Annotated in this window: 17 protein-coding genes; 12 read left to right on the top strand and 5 right to left on the bottom strand. The window is 71.0% G+C overall.

Annotated features, from left to right (window positions below; all coding sequences use genetic code 11):
• Window positions 1-446 precede the first annotated feature (446 nt).
• Together ABZ642_RS41575 and ABZ642_RS41570 are read right to left on the bottom strand one after the other, a co-directional pair.
• Complete coding sequence (locus ABZ642_RS41575; protein ID WP_360495296.1) at window positions 447-2,306, bottom strand: AAA family ATPase; 1,860 nt, start codon at window positions 2,304-2,306, stop codon at window positions 447-449.
• A 430-nt stretch (window positions 2,307-2,736) separates the two neighbouring features.
• Complete coding sequence (locus tag ABZ642_RS41570) at window positions 2,737-3,357, bottom strand: hypothetical protein (RefSeq protein ID WP_360495456.1); 621 nt, start codon at window positions 3,355-3,357, stop codon at window positions 2,737-2,739.
• Window positions 3,358-3,659: 302 nt separating this feature from the next.
• On the opposite strand from ABZ642_RS41570, the gene ABZ642_RS41565 reads away from it, so the two are divergent.
• From ABZ642_RS41565 to ABZ642_RS41545, 5 genes are all read left to right on the top strand, one after another.
• Complete coding sequence (locus tag ABZ642_RS41565) at window positions 3,660-4,610, top strand: hypothetical protein (RefSeq protein ID WP_360495293.1); 951 nt, start codon at window positions 3,660-3,662, stop codon at window positions 4,608-4,610.
• A gap of 113 nt (window positions 4,611-4,723) precedes the next feature.
• Window positions 4,724-6,178 (top strand): amino acid permease, encoded by a 1,455-nt coding sequence (locus tag ABZ642_RS41560; protein WP_360495453.1) that lies wholly within the window; start codon window positions 4,724-4,726, stop codon window positions 6,176-6,178.
• Between the two features lie 189 nt (window positions 6,179-6,367).
• A complete protein-coding gene (locus ABZ642_RS41555) occupies window positions 6,368-7,747 on the top strand; it encodes a peptidase C39 family protein (RefSeq protein WP_360495290.1) in 1,380 nt (459 codons plus the stop codon).
• Between the two features lie 96 nt (window positions 7,748-7,843).
• A complete protein-coding gene (locus tag ABZ642_RS41550) occupies window positions 7,844-7,984 on the top strand; it encodes an SCO1431 family membrane protein (RefSeq protein ID WP_351735532.1) in 141 nt (46 codons plus the stop codon).
• Window positions 7,985-8,049: 65 nt separating this feature from the next.
• Window positions 8,050-8,709, top strand: coding sequence for a TetR/AcrR family transcriptional regulator (locus ABZ642_RS41545; protein WP_360495287.1), 660 nt, complete (start codon window positions 8,050-8,052; stop codon window positions 8,707-8,709).
• A 58-nt stretch (window positions 8,710-8,767) separates the two neighbouring features.
• Here ABZ642_RS41545 and ABZ642_RS41540 read toward each other — a convergent pair whose 3' ends face one another.
• Window positions 8,768-10,009, bottom strand: a complete 1,242-nt coding sequence (locus tag ABZ642_RS41540; RefSeq protein WP_360495284.1) for a glycoside hydrolase family 18 protein — start codon at window positions 10,007-10,009, stop codon at window positions 8,768-8,770.
• Window positions 10,010-10,339: 330 nt separating this feature from the next.
• Here ABZ642_RS41540 and ABZ642_RS41535 point away from each other — a divergent pair, with 330 nt between their 5' ends.
• A complete protein-coding gene (locus ABZ642_RS41535) occupies window positions 10,340-11,512 on the top strand; it encodes an acyl-CoA dehydrogenase (RefSeq protein WP_360495282.1) in 1,173 nt (390 codons plus the stop codon).
• Here ABZ642_RS41535 and ABZ642_RS41530 read toward each other — a convergent pair.
• The gene (locus ABZ642_RS41530) at window positions 11,475-11,717 is read right to left on the bottom strand and encodes a hypothetical protein (protein ID WP_360495279.1); all 243 of its coding nucleotides are present in this window, start codon (window positions 11,715-11,717) and stop codon (window positions 11,475-11,477) included. The genes ABZ642_RS41535 and ABZ642_RS41530 overlap by 38 nt on opposite strands.
• A 146-nt stretch (window positions 11,718-11,863) precedes the next feature.
• On the opposite strand from ABZ642_RS41530, the gene ABZ642_RS41525 reads away from it, so the two are divergent.
• Both ABZ642_RS41525 and ABZ642_RS41520 read left to right on the top strand, forming a co-directional pair.
• Window positions 11,864-12,961: a hypothetical protein gene (locus ABZ642_RS41525; RefSeq protein WP_360495276.1), complete on the top strand. Its 1,098-nt coding sequence runs from the start codon at window positions 11,864-11,866 to the stop codon at window positions 12,959-12,961.
• 14 nt (window positions 12,962-12,975) lie between these two features.
• On the top strand, window positions 12,976-14,079 hold the full coding sequence (locus tag ABZ642_RS41520; RefSeq protein ID WP_360495274.1) for a phosphotransferase family protein: 1,104 nt from the start codon (window positions 12,976-12,978) through the stop codon (window positions 14,077-14,079).
• Between the two features lies 1 nt (window position 14,080).
• Here the strand turns inward: ABZ642_RS41520 and ABZ642_RS41515 are convergent, their stop codons facing one another.
• Window positions 14,081-14,539, bottom strand: a complete 459-nt coding sequence (locus ABZ642_RS41515; RefSeq protein WP_360495271.1) for a hypothetical protein — start codon at window positions 14,537-14,539, stop codon at window positions 14,081-14,083.
• A gap of 267 nt (window positions 14,540-14,806) precedes the next feature.
• On the opposite strand from ABZ642_RS41515, the gene ABZ642_RS41510 reads away from it, so the two are divergent.
• The 4 genes from ABZ642_RS41510 (at window position 14,807) to fxsA (ending at window position 19,109) form a co-directional block, all read left to right on the top strand.
• Window positions 14,807-15,247: an Lrp/AsnC family transcriptional regulator gene (locus ABZ642_RS41510; protein ID WP_360495268.1), complete on the top strand. Its 441-nt coding sequence runs from the start codon at window positions 14,807-14,809 to the stop codon at window positions 15,245-15,247.
• A gap of 151 nt (window positions 15,248-15,398) precedes the next feature.
• Entirely contained in the window at window positions 15,399-17,015 is a 1,617-nt protein-coding gene (locus ABZ642_RS41505) for an amidohydrolase (protein ID WP_360495265.1), read from the top strand.
• A 591-nt stretch (window positions 17,016-17,606) separates the two neighbouring features.
• Window positions 17,607-18,401, top strand: a complete 795-nt coding sequence (locus ABZ642_RS41500; RefSeq protein ID WP_360495263.1) for a polyprenol monophosphomannose synthase — start codon at window positions 17,607-17,609, stop codon at window positions 18,399-18,401.
• Between the two features lie 141 nt (window positions 18,402-18,542).
• A complete protein-coding gene (gene fxsA / locus ABZ642_RS41495; RefSeq protein WP_360495260.1) occupies window positions 18,543-19,109 on the top strand; it encodes an FxsA family membrane protein in 567 nt (188 codons plus the stop codon).
• Window positions 19,110-19,272 lie beyond the last annotated feature (163 nt).

Below are 19,272 nucleotides of genomic sequence, written 5' to 3'. Positions count from 1 at the left end.
CACTGTGACCGACAACCTGTCCGATTCCCATCCCGCGGTCGCCTGCCGAAGGGGCGGCCGAGGCGAGGGCGACGGCGGCCCGTAACCGGCGTATCGGTCGAGCGAGTCACCGATCTGGCCCGCTGGTTCGTGTCCCGTGCCGGCCTCGCCGCAATCGCGATCGACGGGCCCTGCCACGGCGACCGAGTCTCCGGCCCACTGCCGGCCACGGAGTACCAGGCACCTGTCGCCGAAGAGGGGAGCGATGCCGTCCTCGACCGAATGACCGACGACTGGCAGGCGGCTGTGAACGCCCTCGGCGCCTTGGGTGCAACTGGTCGGCCACACCGGTTCCCGCGCCGAGACGAAGCCTGTCGCCGTCGCCCCCTGGCGCGACTTCGTCTCCCGCCACCTGGTGGCGCACTCCGGCCGGCCTGTGCGCGGGCGGTAGCGGACGAGACTCGCCCCTACATACCGGCCGGATCCTGCGGTCCCCGCCCCGACAGCACTTCCCCGTACGCCTGCATCAGGTCCGGCAGCCGCAACGTCGCCAGATCGTCCCGCGACAGCACCCCGGGATACACCGACAACCGCAGATCCCGATACGCACAGCTCTTCTCGTACAGCGTCCGCAGGAACCGCCCGTTGCCCAGCTCGTCGATCCACCCCTGGTCGACCACGTGCCCGGCGATCGACCGCAGCTCCTCCAGTGCCTCCTCGTCCCACGCGTCACCGTTCTCCGCGGCCAGCACCTCGCCGATCGAGGTCAGCTCCAGGGGCCGGTAGGAGGGAAAGTCCACGCGGGTCGTGAAGCGCGAGGAGAGACCGGGGTTGGCGGCCAGCAGCCGGTCCATGCCCTCCGGATAGCCGGCCAGGATCACCACCAGGTGGTCGCGGTTGTCCTCGGCGCGCTTCAGCAGCACCTGCAAGGCCTCGTCGCCGTACGCGTCCCCCTTGCCGTAGCCGGAGTTGGACAGCGAGTACGCCTCGTCCACGAACAGCACCCCGCCGATCGCGGAGTCGATCAGTTCGTTCGCCTTCACGGCGGTCTGGCCGAGGTACTCGCCCACCAGATCGGCCCGCTGCGCCTCCACCAGGTGGTCGCCGCCCAGCAGCCCCAGCGCGTAGAACACCCGGCCGAGAATCCGGGCGACGGTGGTCTTCCCGGTGCCCGACGGCCCGGAGAAGACGAAGTGCCGTTTCGGCGGCTGCACCGGCAGCCCCTGCCCGGCCCGCAACCGGGCCATGTTCAGCTGTGCCGACAGCGCCTTGACCTGCCGCTTCACGGGCTCAAGCCCGACCATGCGCTCCAGCTCGGCGAGCGCCTCCTCAAGTAACGCGGGGTCGGTCGGCCCGGCCGGCAGCGGAGGGGAGGGCACGACCTTCTCGCGCACCGCCGGATCGACCACCGACGGCATCGCCCCGGCCGGCGGCTCCGCCTCCCCGAACCGCAGATCGCGGCCCTCCGTGCCGAAGAGCGGGTCGAGCATGTCCGGCCCGTCCACGACGTCCTGCCCGGCGCCGGTGAGCGTGATCGCCGCGAGGTCGGCGCTGTCGTCGTACCCGTCGCCCTCGGCGATCGCGGCCAGCCGCGCAGAGGTGTCCATGAACGCGGGGTCGACCCGGTGCACGGCCCGGTACAGGGGGAGCGCGGCGGCGCTGCGCCCGGTGCCCTCGTGTGCCCGCGCCAGCCAGTAGCGCAGTTCCTTGCGCTGCGGCTGCTCGCTGCGGCAGCGCATCAGCGCCGCCGAGAGCAGCGGTTCGGCCTGCCCGTACGTTTCGAGGCGGACCCGGGCCATGCCACCGAAGAGGCCCGCCTCGATGCCCAGCATGGGATCGTCGAGGAGCGGGTCGGTGTGCCGTACCAACTGCTCCCAGTCCTTGACCAGATAGGCCCGGCAGGCGTGCAGGAAGCGGACCTGGGGGTCGGCGTCCACGGGCGGCAGCCCGGCGAGGGCCCGGTCGAGTTCCGGGACGTGCCGTCCGTCCAGCCAGTGGGAAGCATGGGCAAGCAGCAGATCGCGCGGGTTCTCCAGGACCGGCTGCACCCACCAGCCCAGCCAGTACCAGGAGTTGAGCGCGCGGCGGTGCCGGGCGCGCTGATCGCCGAAGCGGTCCCGGTGCCGGAACATTCTGAGCAGCGCGGTCGTCGTGTCGACGCGCAGCGCGTGCAGGCCGAGCCAGGCGTCGGCCATCCCGGGATCCATCCGTACCGCGGCGCGGAACTCCTCCTCCGCCTGCGGATAGGCGCCCATCGTGTAGGCGTCCACGCCTCGCAGCCAGGCGAGGTCGGCCGGGGCCTCCAGGCCCTGCGTGCCGAATTCCATCACGTCCCCCACAAACCGTGCCCCCGTGGTTGGCCCCCGGGCTCCCCCCGATGGCCGCCGTTGGTCGAACCGCTGTGCCGCGGACCGGAGTTGCAGATGCGCGAGGCAGCCGTTCGAAGGTCGCACCGAAGGCATCGTACCTGCGGTTCCACCGCCCGCCGAAGGGTGCCGCACAGGCCGTTTGGCGAGGTGGGAGCAGACCGGGCGCACACCGCTCGGTGACCGAGGGTGAGCAAGGAAGCGCACGTGGCGCACACAAAAGGGGTAAAGGGCAGAACGAAGCCCCCGATCACGGGGGAACAACCGGGGGCTTCGCGTCTGTGGGGCGGCTCCCAAGGGCCGCTCATTCAGAACGTAAGTCCTGTACGGCCCTTGGGTCAAGCCGAGTTGAGGTACTGAGGCAACTTCTTCCGGGCACGTCTTCACGAGTTCAGCACACTGCCGACGGCCCCTCACGGTGGGTGACCACCTGGTCCGGTCCAAAGGTGTTCTCGGGCCCCGGAAGTACCTCGTACCCCTTCTGTGACTGTGTTACCAGGAGGTCGGAGTAGGGCCTGGAGGGGTCGTCGGCGAAGTGTGCGCGTTCCGCCCTGACCCATTCGACCCAGAAGTCCCGCTGTTCCGTCCCGTCCCGCAGCCTGCCCCGGGTCCAGGACTCCTCCGGTGACACCTCCATCCACAGCAGCCGTGTCAGGAACGGGCGCAGCGCCCGCCGCCCGGCGCCGACGCCCTCGACGAGGATCACGGGGGCCGGCGGCAGCGGGCGGGGCGGGCCGAAGGCACGGGCGCGCCAGTCGTAGGGCCTGTAGTGGGCGGTGTCACCGCGGCCGAGCGGCTCGATCACCTGGGTCAGCAGCCGTCCGGTCCAGGCGAACAGCTCCGCGTGGCTGGCGATGTCGTCGAGGTGGAGCACCGGCGCCCCGCCCAGCGCGGTGGCCAACCGCCCGGCGAAGGTGGTCTTCCCGGAGCCGGCGTGCCCGTCGACGCCGACGAGGCGGACCGGGCCGCAGGAGGGCGGCAGGCTCTGGAGCGCGGAGGCGAGGCGGTGGATGACGATTCCCGGGGTGTGCTGAGGTGCGGTGCGGTGCGGTGCGGTGTCGCGTGGTGTGGGGTGTGGGGTGTGGGGTGTGGGGTGTTTTCCGGAAACATTCTAGTAGTGCGGCGCATAGCGGGCGTTTACGGCCCCCGGGAAGTAGCGGCTTGAACTAATTTCGAGTCGTTCTCCAGCGTCCCCGCCAATATTTCCGACCCGCTGACCGATATGTCGAAATCAGACGTTCCCGGTGCGTCCGCCGCTGAGTAGGGTGCCTTCTGCGCGACTGCGAAGGGTCGAACGGGGACGGACAGGGGAAGATGGCCGCGGAGTTATTCGAGGGGCAGTACGTATGGCATCCGGCGGCCGATGACCGCTTGCTCGCGAGCGTTTGCGTGGATGTGCGCGCCGGGAGATATCGCAGCGCCCGCGAGGCCCTGGCCGAGACCCGCGCCGACTTCGCCCTGCGTGCCCACCGTTCCCTGGTCCTGGCGTCCGAGGCGGCCGGCACCGACCTGGTCGAGCGCTGGCTGGCCGAGGAGCCGAGCCCCGAGTCCGCGCTGATGTGGGCCCGGGTCGCCGTGCAGCGGGCGATCCGGGCGGCCGACGCCCGCGACGAGCGTGCCGAGGCGCTGGAGCGGATCGCCCTCGCCGCCTGCGACCGGGCCTCCGCCATGAACCCCGCCGATCCCACCCCCTGGGCCGCCAAGCTGGCCATGGCCCGGCTGCACCGCCCGCACGACCCCGCCCCGAGCGGTCTGCTGACCTCGCCGCGCGGCCCCTGGCGGCTGTTCGCGCACACGCTCGCCCTCGACCCCTGGCACCGCGAGGCCCACCACCGCTTCCTGTCCTTCTTCTTCACCCGCTACGGCGGTTCGGTCAACGCCGCCTGGGACGTCGCCGCCTTCCTCGCCCAGCGGGCCCCCGCCGACTCGGCGATACGGCTGCTGCCCCTGGTCGCGCTGGTGGAGAGCCACAACCCCACCCAGCTGCTCGCCGAGCGGGTCTGGGAACAGCCGCAGTGGCGCGCCACCGCACTGTCGATCTACCACAACTGGCAGCCCGCGGTGGCCGGATACCGCTTCACCCCGGTGCTCGACCTGGCCTACCTCGCGCACGCCCTGGTCATGGCCCAGCGTGAGTTCGAGGCCCGGGCGGTCTTCACGGCCATGGGGCGATACGCCTCACGGATGCCCTGGAGCGTCTTCGGCGAGCCCGCCGAGCAGCTCTCCCGGGCCCGCCGCGCCTGCGGCCTGCCCACCCCCTCATAGCAGCGAGACCCGCACAGTCCCCATAGCGAGACCCTCACCGAGAGAAAGGCCGGTACGTGTCAGAACGCACAGCGGACCCCGTCACCCTCGACGACGATGCGACCCTGCACGCGATGGGCTATCCGCGGAAACTCACCCGCCGATTCCAGGCGTTCGACAATTTCGCTATCTCCTTCACCATCATCAATATTCTTTCCGGGATTTTCTCCTCCTTCGGATTCGGCATGAACGCGGGCGGCCCCCGCATTCTCGTGTTCGGCTGGATCGGCGTCTGCGTGATGGTGCTGTGCATCGGCGCCGCCATGGCGGAAGTCGCCTCCGCCTATCCGACGAGCGGCGCGCTGTATTTCTCGGCCGGTAAACTCGCCAAACGCCACAAGGGTGCCTGGTCCTGGTACACGGGCTGGCTGAACTTCGTGGGCCAGATCGGCGGTACCGCGGCCACCGGATACGCGGCCGCCACCTTCATCCAGGCCTTCATCGCCCTGCAGTGGTCCTCTTACACCCCGACCGCCCACCAGACGGTCCTGATCACGGCCCTGATCATCGTGGTCCAGGGTCTCGCCAACACCTACACCGTCCAGCTCGTCGCCGTACTGAACCGGATTTCCGTGTGGTGGCTGCTGATCGGACTCGTGGTGATCGTGGGCACACTGATCGTGATGCCGGCCCACCATCAGTCGGCATCCTTCGTGACGCATTTCGTGAACAACACCGGCTTCACCAACGGCCTTTACGGCGGCATGCTCGGCCTGCTGGTCACCAGCTGGACCTTCACCGGCTTCGACGGCAGCTTCCACATGTCCGAGGAAACGGTCCGGGCGACCGTGAACGCCCCCAGGGGGATCATCCGCTCGATCGGCTATTCGGCGATCACGGGCCTCGTCCTGATGCTCGCGCTGGTGTACAGCATCGGCGACTACGACAAGGTGGCGAGCTCATCCGCGCCGCCCGTCCAGATTCTCATCGACGGACTCGGCATGGGCTGGGCCAAGGCGATGCTGCTCGTCGTCATCGGCGCCATGCTCTTCTGCGGCCTCGCCAACCTCACCAGCAACACCCGGCAGATCTTCGCCTTCTCCCGGGACGGCGCCATGCCCGGCTCCCGCCTGTGGCACTCGGTCTCGCCCCGCACCCGTACCCCCGTCAAGGCCGTATGGCTCGCGGTGGCCTGCTCCCTCGCCCTGATCGTGCCGGGCTGGTGGTCGCACACGGCGTTCACGGCGATCGTCAGCGTCAACGTCGTCGGGCTGTTCCTCGCCTACGCCGTGCCGGTGTTCCTGCGGCTGCGCCTGGGCGACGAGTTCCAGCCGGGGCCGTGGAACCTGGGCCGCTGGAGCAGGCCGGTGGGCTGGCTGGCGGTCACCTGGATCCTGCTGAGCAGCGTCCTGTTCATGCTGCCGCAGGCCTCGCCGATCACCGTCGACACCTTCAACTACGCGCCGATCGCCCTGGCCGTCGTCCTGGTCGTGGCCACGGCCTGGTGGTTCGCCACCGCCCGCCGCCGCTTCCAGGGTCCGGTCAGCTACGGCCGCCCCGACGAGGTCGCCGCGATGGACCTCATCTGACGGCGGTGCGGGAACTCCGGTGGAGGAGACCCCGGTGCGGAACGCCGGGGTCCTTTCAACGGACGAGACCAATATTGGTGGGCGTGGCATGGGCGGAAGTGCTGGCAGGGGCATGCCCGCTGCTCCATAGTTGGCGCACAGTCTCGCACCGGACCAGCAGCGTCGCGCACACCTGGGGGTCTTCCACCCATGAGCAGAGCCGAACAGCCGTCCCGCAGAACAGTTCTGGCCGCCGCGGCCTCCGTCGCGGCGGCCGCCGTCGCCCAGGGAGTGATCCCGGCGGTCCCCGCGGCCGCGGCGTCGGACACCGACACCGAGGACACCGGCCGGGCCCGGACCCGTCCGGTCGACTACCACTCGTGGACCACCCACAGCGACTGGCGGACCGGCGCCACCAAGGGCGTCCGCGCCGTCGCCGGGCGGCGTCCCGGCGTGGTGATCGGCACCCCCGTCGGCACCACCTCCTACACCGACCCGCACACCGGCACCACCGCCCTCTGGGAGTACGGCACCTGGACCGGCCCGGTACGCCGGCTCACCGTGCCCGCCACCGAGACCATCGCCTCCTGGAACGCGGACACCCCGGCCGGCACCTGGATCCAGGTCGAACTGCACGGCACCTACTCCGACGGCACCGCGACCCCCTGGTACGTGATGGGCCGCTGGGCCGCCGGCGACCAGGACATCAGGCGGACCTCGGTGGACGGCCAGACGGACGGCAAGAGCACCATCTGGACGGACACCTTCGCCATCGACGACGCCACCACCGGCCTGCGTCTGACCTCGTACCAGCTGCGCCTGACCCTCTACCGCAAGCCCGGCACCAAGCTCACCCCGACCGTCTGGCGGCTCGGCGCCATGGGCTCCGACATCCCGGACCGCTTCACGGTCCCGGCCTCCGTCCCGGGGCTGGCCCAGGAGCTGAAGGTCCCGCGCTACTCGCAGGAGATCCACAAGGGCCAGTACCCCGAGTACGACAACGGCGGCGAGGCCTGGTGCAGCCCCACCTCCTCGCAGATGATCGTCGAGTACTGGGGCGGCCGGCTCACGCCCGCGCAACTGGCCTGGGTCGACCCGTCGTACGCCGACCCGCAGGTCTGCCACGCGGCCCGGTACACCTACGACTACCAGTACGCGGGCTGCGGCAACTGGCCGTTCAACGCCGCCTACGCGTCCACCTACAAGGACCTCCAGGGCGTGATAACGCGACTCGGCTCGCTCACCGACCTGGAGACGCTGATCGCGGCCGGCATCCCGGCCATAACGTCCCAGTCGTTCCTGGCGAGCGAGCTGACGGGCGCCGGTTACGGCACCTCGGGGCACCTGATGACGGTGATCGGCTTCACCGCGGACGGCGACGTGATCGCCAACGACCCGTGCTCGGCCGACGACGACGCGGTCCGCCGGGTCTATCTGCGGCGGGAGTTCGAGAACATCTGGTTGAGGACGAAGCGGTACAACGCCGGCGGCAAGGTCGTCTCCGGCACCGGCGGCGTCTGCTACCTGTACTTCCCGGCCTGCCCGAGCCCGAGCCAGCTCAAGGCGCTCGCGGCGGTAGGCGTGCGCTGACCAGGCACGACGGCGGCCCCCGGACGGACCGGGGGCCGCTTTCCTGTGACCAAGCTCTCCGCCGCAAAAGCCGCAACGAGTGGCATGGTGGACGGTATGACCACGCATTCCACCACCGCCGCCCGCGCCCGTACCGGCGGCCCCAAGGACGACGGCCCGAAGGTCCTGGAACACGTCATGGGCTGGACCCTTGTCGTGGTCATCGCCATGTTGGTGACCCAACTCGGACTGCTTTGACCTGACCCACTACCCGACCTGGCATACTGCGGATGTCCCGCAGCCTGCTGAGACCAGGGTCTAAATTGAATATTAGTCAACAGCGTGCCGCCGCCCGTCCCCGGGCGCGCGGCACCGAGCGCTCCGTGGCCCGTCGTGCCGAACTCATCGCCATCGGGCGGAAGTTGTTCGCCGACACCTCGTACGACGCGCTCTCCATGGACGACATCGCCAGGCAGGCGCATGTCGCCAAAGGGCTGATCTACTACTATTTCCAGTCCAAGCGGGGCTACTACCTGGCGATCATCCAGGACTCGGTCGCCGACCTGGTCTCCTATGCCGGGAGCGGCCTGGAGCTGCCCCAGGTGGACCGCGTCCACCGCACCATCGACAGCTATCTGCGCTTCGCCGAACACCACCAGGCCGCGTACCGCACGATCGTCAGCGGCGGCGTCGGCTTCGACGCCGAGGTGCACTCCATCCGTGACGGGGTGCGCGAGGCGATGGTCGGGACCATCGCCGAAGGCGCCTACGGCCGAAGCGACATCGCCCCGCTGGCCAGGATGGGCCTGCTCTCCTGGCTGTGCAGCGTGGAGGGCGCGACCCTCAGCTGGATCGAGCACCCCGAACTCTCCCGCGACACCATGCGCGAACTGCTGGTCAAGACGCTCGGCGGCACCATGCGCGCCATCGAGGAACTGGACCCCGCCTACCCCGCGCCGGCCCCGGCCCGCCGGGACACCTGACACGTACAAGGGGCGGAGGTCTCGTGGAACCCCCGCCCCAAGCCCCCCGTGACCGGGGTCAGTTGACGGCCTTGATCAGCTCACCGCCTGCGGTGTCGCCGCTCAGCTCCCACAGGAAGGTGCCGCCCAGGCCCTGCTGGTTCTTGTACGTCATCTTGGTCGCGATGGTCGCCGGGGTGTCGTAACTCCACCAGTTGCTGCCGCACTTGGCGTACGCCGTGCCGCCCACCGTGCCGGTCGCCGGGCACTTGGTCTTGAGCACCTTGTAGTCCTCGATGCCCTGCTCGTAGGTCCCCGCCGCCGGGCCGGTCGCCGTGCCGCCGGGCGCCGCCTGGGTCACCCCGGTCCAGCCGCGGCCGTAGAAGCCGATGCCGAGCAGCAGCTTGGACGCCGGGATGCCGAGGCCCTTCAGCTTGGCGATGGTCGCCGAGGTGGAGAAGTCCGCCTTCGGGATGCCGGAGTAGGAGTTCAGCGGCGAGTGCGGGGCCGTCGGCCCGGTCGCGTCCCAGGCGCCGAAGTAGTCGTACGTCATCGGGTTGTACCAGTCGACGTACTGCGCCGCGCCCGCGTAGTTCGCCGCGTCGATCTTGCCGCCGCTGGTCGCGTCGGCTGTGATCGCGGCGGTGACCAGGGCGCTGCTCCCGAACTTGGAGCGCAGCGCCGCCATCAGGTTCTTGAAGGCGTCCCGGCCGCTGGTGTCGCAGGTGTTGCCGCAGGCGTTCGGGTACTCCCAGTCGATGTCGATGCCGTCGAAGACGCCCGCCCACTTGGAGTTCTTCACCAGGTCGTAGCAGGACTGGGCGAAGGCGGCCGGGTTCCTGGCGGCCTCGCCGAACCCGCTCGACCAGGTCCAGCCGCCGAAGGACCAGAGGATCTTCAGGTTCGGGTGCTTCTTCTTCAGCTTCAGCAGCTGGTTGAAGTTGCCGCGCAGCGGCTGGTCCCAGGTGTCCGCGACCCCGTCCACCGACTCGGCGGCGGTGTGGGCGCGGTCGGTCGCGGCGTACGAGTCGCCCATCGCGCACTTGCCGCCGGTGACGTTGCCGAAGGCGTAGTTGATGTGGGTGAGCTTCGCGGCCGAGCCCGAGGTCTCGACGTTCTTGACCAGGTACTTGCGGTCGTAGACGCCCCATTCCGTGAAGTAGCCGACCACCTTCGAGCCGGCCTGCACCTGGGGGGCGGACGGAGCGGACGGGGCGGCCGCGGACGCGGTGCCCGCGCCGGCCAGCAGCCCGGCGCCGAGGACGGCACAACAGGCCGCGGAGAGCAGCGCCCGGAACCGGGAGCGGTGAGGGGTGTGCATCGGGTGTCTCCTCCTGGGGGAGAGGGGAACGCGCGCCGATTGGCATGAACGCGGTAAAGCGTTGGTCATGAACCTTAGGAGGACTAGACCAGTCGGGTCAATGGTTCGGACCAATTTCGGGGCGGCCGAATGTTGTCCTGGAATTGGAGAAGTAAGCGGTCGTTAACTGGTGACGGGAGGTCCCCGATCGGGCATACTCACTGCGCAGCCGCTGGTCAGCAGGTTCCGTGACCCGGAACGCCGACCGCGGCCGCACTCGAACGACAGGCGGAGCCGCCCCTACCCGACGGGCCGTGACCGCTGGTGCCCGACAGGGAGGAGACCGATGCCATGTCCGACCGCGACCCGCAGCCGGTGGAGCGTCAGCTGCCCACGGAAGAAGCGAGGGACCTGATCTCGCTCGTCCGGGAGATCGCCCAGCGCGAGATCGCGCCCAAGGCGGCCGAGGAGGAGGACGCCGGCCGTTTCCCGCGCGAGGTCTTCACCCTGCTCTCCGAGTCAGGCCTGCTCGGCCTGCCCTACGACGTCGAGTACGGCGGCGGCGACCAGCCCTACGAGGTCTACCTCCAGGTCCTGGAGGAGCTGGCCATGGCCCGTCTCACCGTCGGCCTCGGCGTCAGCGTGCACACCCTCGCGAGCTATGCGCTCGCCGCCTACGGCACCAAGCAGCAGCAGGTCGAGCACCTGTCCGCGGTACTCGGCGGCGGCCTGCTCGGCGCCTACTGCCTGTCCGAGCCGGCCTCCGGCTCCGACGCCGCCTCCCTGCGCACGAAGGCGGTCAGGGACGGCGACGACTGGGTGATCAACGGGACCAAGGCCTGGATCACGCACGGCGGCATCGCCGACTTCTACACGGTCATGGCCCGCACCGGCGGGGAGGGCTCACACGGGATCACCGCCTTCCTGGTCCCCGGTGACGCCGAGGGCCTGAGCGGCGCGGTGCCGGAGAAGAAGATGGGCATGAAGGGCTCGCCCACCGCCCAGGTCCACTTCGACGACGTCCGGGTCCCGGACGAGCGGCGGCTCGGTGAGGAGGGCCAGGGCTTCGCCATCGCGCTGTCCGCACTGGACTCCGGCCGGCTCGGCATCGCCGCCTGCGCCATCGGCCTCGCCCAGGCGGCGCTGGACGAGGCGGTCGCCTACGCCACCGGACGGCGGCAGTTCGGGCACCCCATCTCCGACTTCCAGGGTCTGCGCTTCATGATCGCCGACATGGCCACCCAGATCGAGGCCGGCCGCGCTCTGTACCTGGCGGCGGCCCGGCTGCGGGACGCGGGCCGGCCGTTCGCCAAGCAGGCCGCCATGGCCAAGCTGCACTGCACCGACACCGCGATGAAGGTGACCACCGACGCCGTCCAGATCCTCGGCGGCTACGGCTACACCGCCGACTTCCCGGTCGAGCGCTATATGCGCGAGGCCAAGGTCCTGCAGATCGTCGAGGGCACCAACCAGATCCAGCGGATGGTCATCGCCCGTCATGTGGCGGGGCCTGAAAGTCGCTGAACTGCCCGCGTGAGACCGTCGGGGCCGCCAGCCTGACCCACTCCGGGTCGTGGCGGCCCGGCAGGGTGCGGCCTCGGTCGGCCCAGGTCCGCAGCAGGTCGCGGTAGATGGGCGGATCCTGCGGGGTGGGGGGCGGCAGCGATGCCGCGGGCGGGGGCACGAAGATACGGCGCTGACGGCCGAGGGCGGTGTAGGTGGTCGTCATGCCCGGCCAACGCGGGGGCGGCCGCCCTGGTCACCGATCCTCCGAATCGTGCGTGAGTTCGTGGACGTCCGCTCCCGGATCTGGCCTCTCCCTATTTTCTGACGTACCGTCAGCCGGACCGTCTCCTGCCTCCGGGGAGGCCCGCCATGGCCGACGACCGTCCCGTACCGCTCGACGAGTACCCGGTGCACCAGGTCCCGCTCTCCATGAAGCACGTCGCCACCGGGGACCGGAACGCCTACGACCGCTGCATCTTCCACGTCCTCGACCACGACGGCCGCGCCCTGCTCATCCTCGGCCTCGGCGTCTACCCCAACGTCGGGGTGATCGACGCCTACGCCACCCTGCGCACCGGGGACACCCTGCACGCGGTACGCGCCTCGGACGCCCTCGGCGACGACCGGACGCGGCTGGCGGTCGGCCCGCTGCGCATCGAGGTCGAGGAGCCGCTCCGGCGCTTCCGCCTGACCTGCGACGACTCGATCTCGTACGACCTCACCTGGACCGCCGACTTCCCGGCCCTCTGGGAGCCGCACCACCTGCAACGCCGGGGCGACCGGCTGACGTTGGAGGGTCGCAGGTTCGTGCAGGCCGGGGGAGTGTCCGGGGTGATCCGGGCCGCCGGCGAGGAGTTCCGCGTCGATCCCGCCGGCTGGACCGGGACCCGGGACCGCAGCTGGGGCGTCCGCCCGATACCGGGGGAGGAGGACGGGCGGCTCGCCCAGGAGAACCCGACCGAGGGCTTCCACTGGATCTGGTGCCCGGTCCGCTTCGAGGACCGCTTCCTGATGGTCATCACCCAGGAGGACGCCGACGGCTACCGCACCCTGAACGACGCCACCCTGGTCCGGCCCGGCCACCGCGACCGCCAACTCGGCTGGCCCCGGGCAGAGATCGGCTACCGCTCCGGAAGCCGCCACCCGGAGCACGCCGTCGTCCACCTCGGCGACGCGCGGGGGCCCCAGAAACTGGAAGTGGAGATCCTCGCCTCCTCGCCGCTCGCGATCGGCGCCGGCTACCCGCCGGCGGACGACTGGCAGCACGGCACCTGGCAGGGCCACGCCTGGACGGACCGGCGTACCTACGACATGACCGCGCCGCACCCCCGCGCGGCCTACGGCGTCACCGACCACTCCGCCCGCTTCCGCCTGGACGGCCGGGTCGGTCACGGCGTCTTCGAGCACGGCTCGTTCGGCAGACACGATCCGAGCGGCTTCACCGGCTTCGACTCGGTGGCGCCCTGAAGGAGGAGTCCGGGATGACGACGAAACCGCGCCCACGCACCACGACGCGCGACCCGGAGGACCTCACCCGCCGGCTGACCGCCTGGCTGGACGCCCGGCTCCCCGGCGCCAAGGCCGTCGGCGTCACGGTCCCCGCCTCCAACGGCATGTCCAGCGAGACCCTGCTGTTCGAGATCGAGCACCCGCATCCGCCGCTGCGTGCCTGCGCGTTGAGACTGGCGGCCGATCCCGCGGCGTACACGGTCTTCCCCTCGTACGACCTCACCCGCCAGTACCGCACCATGCGGCTGGTCGCCGAACACACGGATGTGCCGGTGCCCCGCGTCCGGTGGCTGGAGGAGGACCCCGGACCGCTCGGCGCGCCCTTCTTCGTCATGGAACGGGCCGAGGGCCGTGTCCCACCCGACGTCATGCCCTATACGTACGAGGGGAATTGGCTGCACTCGGCGAGCGATACCGAGCGCGAACGACTCGAAGCCGCGTCCGTGGGCCTGTTGGCCCGACTGCACGACCAAGTCCCGTGCGCCGAGGCGGAGTTCCTCGCCCTCCCCGGGGACGGCGACACCCTGCACCGGCATGTCGAGTCCCAACGCGCCTACTACGACTGGGTGGTGGACGGACTCGCCCGTTCACCCTTGATCGAGGCCGCGTTCGACCGGCTCGCCGAGCTGTGGCCGGACGAGCCCGGCACACCGGTTCTCAACTGGGGCGACGCACGCATCGGGAACGTCGTCTACGACGGCTTCGACCCCGTCGCCGTCCTGGACTGGGAGATGGCGGCACCGGCCCCGCGCGAGGTGGACCTCGGCTGGACCGTCTATCTGCACCGCTTCTTCCAGGACCTCACGGTCGCCTCCGGACAGCCGGGGCTGCCCGGGTTCCTGCGCCGCGGCCGCGTCGAGGCCCGCTACGCCCGGCTGACCGGCCACACCCCGCGGGACATGGACTTCTACACCCTGTACGCCGCCCTGCGGCACGCGATCGTCATGCTGCGCATCGCCTACCGGCAGGTGTACTTCGGTGAGGTCGCCGTCCCGGCGGATCCGGACACACTGATCCTGCACCACGGCAGTCTGCGCGCCATGGTGCAGGGCAGCTACTGGGATGCGGTGCGGTGACTCAGGCGGCCTGACGGCCGAGGGCACTGCCGCCGAGGCGCATCGCCGGTACCCGCATCGGCCGCGAGCCCGGGCCGCCGACGTGCGAGAAGGGCTGCGTCCGCCAGTCCAGGCCCTGCGGGAGGGTGAGCAGGAGGGCGGTGTCCTGCTCCTGCGGCTCGACCGACTCGTCCGCGGACGGGGCCTCGGCCGCCGCACGGCCCGTGCCGGCACAGACCGTGAGACCGAACGGGTTCCACGGCGAGGCACACAGCGCGTGCTCCGGCAGGAACTCCTCGTCCGCCAGCAGGGCGATCGGCTGCGCACAGTCCGGGCAGATCACCCGGTACATCTCGAAGGTGTCGTACGCGTCCAGTTCCTCGGCCTCGTAGAGGTCGGGTTCGACGCCCTCCGGCTCGGGCTCGACGACCAGGTGCGGGCGCTTGGACGTGGTGCGACCAGGGCGCTTGAGACTCTGCATGGGTAACTCCCCCTCGGGCTGGGCCGTATCGGCGCTGCGGCCTCGACCACAGCAAGCACTTCCCGTCCGGTCTTGGCGGTAATCACGAGAACATCACGAGGCCTGTTCAGGAGCTGTGGCGTTCGTCACATGCCGCCCGCAGGTGCCCGGTGCGGTGGATTTGTCCCTCAGCAGGCTCACAACCTGCTCTCCCTGACATCACGAACCGGCCATGACCTGGGCTGCCGAGGTATCCCAGGGGATCAGGCGCACTGTAGTTTTTGCGCCATGGAGGAGCTGGACCGTCAAATCGTGCAGCTGCTCGTCAAGGACGGGCGGATGAGCTACACCGACCTGGGCAAGGCCACGGGCCTTTCCACGTCGGCCGTGCACCAGCGGGTGCGCCGGCTGGAACAGCGCGGCGTCATCCGCGGCTATGCCGCGGTCGTCGACCCGGAGGCCGTCGGGCTGCCCATGACGGCGTTCATCTCGGTGAAACCGTTCGATCCCAGCGCCCCCGACGACATCGCGGACCGACTGGCCGGCGTCCCCGAGATCGAGGCGTGTCACAGCGTGGCCGGCGACGAGAACTACATCCTCAAGGTGCGAGTGGCGACCCCGCACGAGCTGGAGGAGCTGCTGGCCAGGCTGCGCGGCCTGGCGGGGGTGTCGACGCGGACGACGGTGGTGCTGTCCACGCCTTACGAGGCGCGGCCGCCGCGGGTCTGAGTGCGGCGGACGGTGCCTCTTGGGGGCCGGCGGCGCTGTGCCGGCTGCGGGTGATTCGGGGCTGGTCGCGCAGTCCCCCGCGCCCCTTACGAGGAGTGTTCGGGGCGCCCCCCGTCCGGAGGTGCCGGTGACAGGGGTGAAACTGTCCTTCATGACTGAGCACGCATCCGAGCCCCAGACCGTACTCCTGCGCCGAGGCGAGGTGCACAGTCCCGCCGATCCGTTCGCGACCGCGATGGTCGTGGAGCGTGGGCAGGTCGCCTGGGTCGGATCCGAGGGGGCCGCCGACGCCTTCGCGGACGGGGTCGACGAGGTCGTGGACCTGGACGGCGCCCTGGTGACCCCGGCCTTCACCGACGCCCATGTCCACACCACCTCGACGGGTCTCGCCCTGACCGGCCTAGACCTGTCCGGGGCCGGTTCCCTGGACGCGGCGCTCGCGCTGGTACGTGACTTCGCCGCCGCGCGCCCGGACGACCGGGTCCTGCTCGGGCACGGCTGGGACGCCTCGCGCTGGCCCGACGGCCGCCCGCCGGCCCGCGCCGAGCTGGACGCGGCCACCGGTGGACGCCCGCTCTACCTGTCCCGGATCGACGTCCACTCGGCGGTCGTCAGCTCGGCCCTGCTGGACCTGGTCCCCGGTGCGGTCTCCCGGGAGGACGCCCCGCTCATCAGCGACGCCCACCACGCCGTACGCGCCGCCGCGTTCGCGGCCGTGACGCCCGCACAGCGTGCCGAGGCCCAGCGCACCGCCCTCGCGCACGCGGCCTCCCTCGGTATCGGCACCGTCCACGAGTGCGGCGGGCCGAAGATCTCCTCCGAGGACGACTTCACCGGCCTGCTCCGGCTCGCCGCGCAGGTGCCCGGACCCCGGGTCGTCGGTTACTGGGCGGAGGCGGCCGACGAAGGCGTCGACAAGGCGCGGGAGCTGGGCGCGCTCGGTGCCGCCGGAGACCTCTTCGTCGACGGGGCCCTCGGGTCGCACACCGCCTGCCTGCACGAGCCCTACAGCGACGCCGGCCACACCACCGGAGCCGTCTACCTGGACGCGGCCGCCGTCGCCGCCCATGTCACCGCCTGCACCGAGGCGGGCCTCCAGGCGGGCTTCCACGCCATCGGGGACGCCGCGGTGAGCGCCGTGGTGGAGGGCGTGCGCGCCGCCGCCGAGAAGGTCGGCCCGGCCCGCGTCCGCGCCGCCCGGCACCGCGTCGAGCACGCCGAGATGCTCACCCCCGAGCACATCGCGGCCTTCGCCGAGTTCGGTCTGATCGCCTCCGTGCAGCCCGCCTTCGACGCGCTGTGGGGCGGCGCCGACGGCATGTACGCCCAGCGGCTCGGTGCCGAGCGGGCCCGCACCCTGAACCCCTACGCGGCGCTTCTCAAGGCCGGGGTCCCGCTCGCGTTCGGCTCCGACAGCCCGGTCACCCCGCTCGACCCCTGGGGGACCGTCCGCGCCGCCGCCTTCCATCACACGCCCGAGCACCGGGTCTCCGTACGCGCCGCGTTCACCGCGCACACGCGGGGCGGCTGGCGGGCGATCGGCCGGGACGACGCGGGCGTCCTGGTGCCGGGCGCGCCCGCCGACTACGCGGTCTGGCGCACCGAGGAGCTGGTGGTGCAGGCCCCGGACGACCGGGTCGCCCGCTGGTCCACCGACCCGCGTTCCGGCACCCCCGGCCTGCCCGACCTGACCCCCGGCCGCGCGCTGCCGGTCTGTCTGCGCACCGTGGTGGGCGGCCGGACGGTGTTCGTACGGCCGGGCGAGTGACCCGGCCGCATTCGTACGGCCGGGCGAGTGATCTCCCGGGGTGGCGCGGCCGTGATCGACGGCCGCCGCTCCGTCGCGCGACCTGCGCATCCTCCGCTCTGACCAGGGGTTTGATGCCGTTTGCGCAGGTCAGACGGCTGTTGACAGCCAGCGGCAGCGGGCCGGTAGGTTCGGCCGAGTCCACCACCGGACGCCCGACCGGGGAACGGTTCGCGCACTCGTCGCAGCGCCGCTGGGTCAGGGACGGGGCCCCGCACCGGGGCAGCGTCACTGGGAGCCAGGCTCAGCGCCCGCGCCGACGAGGAACGTTCGTTCCGGCCGGTCGGGAGGTGTGACCCGGGTGGGGCCCGGACGCTCAGTAGACAACGGCTTTCGGTCGACCCGCAGCCAGCGGGTCCCAGGTCGGCCCGAAGGGCGCCGGGCCCCCATCCGCAGTCGAACGGGCTGGCGAAACCACGGATGAATGGCACCCGAAACGGGCATCCTTACCCCATTCTTTCGGAATCGACACCACCACACGAACGAGCTGTCACGTCAGTGCAGGCTGTGGCCACTATGGTGGTCCTCTGCGTACGACATGAAGGGGCAGCAGTGAACGACGGCGACGGGACCCTCGCGGCACAGGCCCAGGAGAGGCGGTTCGGCCCGCTCGGCACGGCCTTGGTGATCATTCCCACGTACAACGAGGCGGAGAACATCAAGTCCATCGTCGGCCGGGTGCGCCAGGCCGTCCCCGAGGCGCACGTGCTGGTGGCGGACGACAACAGCCCCGACGGCACCGGCAAGCTCGCCGACGAACTGGCCGCCGAGGACGACCATGTCCAGGTGCTGCACCGCAAGGGCAAGGAGGGCCTGGGGGCCGCCTATCTCGCGGGCTTCCGCTGGGGCATGGAAAACGGCTACGGCGTGCTCATCGAGATGGACGCCGACGGCTCCCACCAGCCGGAGGAGCTGCCCCGCCTGCTGACCGCGCTGAAGAGCGCCGACCTGGTGCTCGGCTCCCGCTGGGTGCCCGGCGGCCGGGTGGTGAACTGGCCCAAGTCCCGCGAGTTCATCTCCCGGGGCGGTTCTCTCTACTCGCGCATCGCGCTCGACCTCCCGCTGCGGGACATCACCGGCGGCTACCGCGCCTTCCGCCGCGAGACCCTGGAGGGCCTGGGGCTCGACGAGGTCGCGTCGCAGGGCTACTGCTTCCAGGTCGACCTGGCCCGCCGGGCGATCAAAGCCGGCTTCCATGTCGTCGAGGTGCCCATCACCTTCGTCGAGCGGGAGCTGGGCGACTCCAAGATGAGCCGCGACATCATGGTGGAGGCTCTGTGGCGGGTCACGTCGTGGGGTGTCACCGAGCGGCTGGGCAAGATCACCGGCAAGGGCAGGCCGTCCTAGCCGGTACGGCGGGTACCGCTGTCACAGCCGGTACTGCTGTCACGGCCGGCACCGCTGTCACAGCGGGGGCCCGGGAACCTCACAGTTCCGGTTGATCATCCCCTTATCCCGCACTGAGCCGGGCCCAGGCACACTGGGAGCATGACGACTGGCGCGCAGATCCCTCCGCAGACCACCCGGCCCCGGCGTTCCCGGCTCGGCAGGTATCTGCCGCTGGGTCTCGCCGCGTGGCTCGTGCTGGAGATCTGGCTGCTGACGGTGGTCGCGGGCGCGGCGGGCGGTATGACCGTGTTCCTGCTGCTGGTGGCGGGCTTCGTCGCCGGGGCCGTGGTCATCAAGCGGGCCGGACGCCGTGCCTTCCAGAGCCTCAACGAGGCGATCCAGCGCGGCGGCTCACCGGAGCGCGGCGGTGGCAACGGCCTGATGATGCTGGGCGGCCTGCTCCTCATGATCCCCGGCCTGGTCTCCGACGCCCTCGGCCTGCTGCTCCTGCTGCCGCCGGTCCAGAAGGCGGTCTCCCGCCTCACCGAACGCACCCTCGACCGAAAGCTCCGCGCCGCCGCCCCCGGCACCCTGGGCGACGCCTTCCAGCAGGCCCGCATCCACCGTCCCGACGGCAGGGTGGTCCAGGGCGAGGTGATCATCCGGAACGACGGTCAGGGGCCGGGTGACGAGCCGACGGGGGAGCGGCCGCCGCTGACGCGCTGACGGCTGGTCCGCGGCGCCGGTCGTCCCCTCCGGGACCGAGGAGCCGAAAGCGAGGGCGGGGGCCCGGGGGGGGGCCGGGGGCGGCCCCCGGGGGTTTTGGTGGGGTTGGGGCATAAGGGGGGGCGACGGGTGGATAGGGGTGTTGATAAGCCCCGGGGGGCGC

Source organism: Streptomyces sp. NPDC007157 (assembly GCF_040634235.1).
Taxonomy (GTDB): domain Bacteria; phylum Actinomycetota; class Actinomycetes; order Streptomycetales; family Streptomycetaceae; genus Streptomyces.
Note: the sequence above shows the minus strand (reverse complement) of the source record. Positions and strands in the feature narration are given on the sequence as shown.

What these genes read in the sequence shown, in the direction of transcription:
- ABZ642_RS41575 (WP_360495296.1), bottom strand. Translation starts at nt 2,306, where the DNA reads ATGGAATTCGGCACGCAGGGCCTGGAGGCCCCGGCCGACCTCGCCTGG.
- ABZ642_RS41555 (WP_360495290.1), top strand. Translation starts at nt 6,368, where the DNA reads ATGAGCAGAGCCGAACAGCCGTCCCGCAGAACAGTTCTGGCCGCCGCG.
- ABZ642_RS41560 (WP_360495453.1), top strand. Translation starts at nt 4,724, where the DNA reads ATGGGCTATCCGCGGAAACTCACCCGCCGATTCCAGGCGTTCGACAAT.
- ABZ642_RS41510 (WP_360495268.1), top strand. Translation starts at nt 14,807, where the DNA reads ATGGAGGAGCTGGACCGTCAAATCGTGCAGCTGCTCGTCAAGGACGGG.
- ABZ642_RS41515 (WP_360495271.1), bottom strand. Translation starts at nt 14,539, where the DNA reads ATGCAGAGTCTCAAGCGCCCTGGTCGCACCACGTCCAAGCGCCCGCAC.
- ABZ642_RS41535 (WP_360495282.1), top strand. Translation starts at nt 10,340, where the DNA reads ATGTCCGACCGCGACCCGCAGCCGGTGGAGCGTCAGCTGCCCACGGAA.
- ABZ642_RS41530 (WP_360495279.1), bottom strand. Translation starts at nt 11,717, where the DNA reads ATGACGACCACCTACACCGCCCTCGGCCGTCAGCGCCGTATCTTCGTG.
- ABZ642_RS41520 (WP_360495274.1), top strand. Translation starts at nt 12,976, where the DNA reads ATGACGACGAAACCGCGCCCACGCACCACGACGCGCGACCCGGAGGAC.
- ABZ642_RS41550 (WP_351735532.1), top strand. Translation starts at nt 7,844, where the DNA reads ATGACCACGCATTCCACCACCGCCGCCCGCGCCCGTACCGGCGGCCCC.
- fxsA (WP_360495260.1), top strand. Translation starts at nt 18,543, where the DNA reads ATGACGACTGGCGCGCAGATCCCTCCGCAGACCACCCGGCCCCGGCGT.
- ABZ642_RS41540 (WP_360495284.1), bottom strand. Translation starts at nt 10,009, where the DNA reads ATGCACACCCCTCACCGCTCCCGGTTCCGGGCGCTGCTCTCCGCGGCC.
- ABZ642_RS41525 (WP_360495276.1), top strand. Translation starts at nt 11,864, where the DNA reads ATGGCCGACGACCGTCCCGTACCGCTCGACGAGTACCCGGTGCACCAG.
- ABZ642_RS41505 (WP_360495265.1), top strand. Translation starts at nt 15,399, where the DNA reads ATGACTGAGCACGCATCCGAGCCCCAGACCGTACTCCTGCGCCGAGGC.
- ABZ642_RS41565 (WP_360495293.1), top strand. Translation starts at nt 3,660, where the DNA reads ATGGCCGCGGAGTTATTCGAGGGGCAGTACGTATGGCATCCGGCGGCC.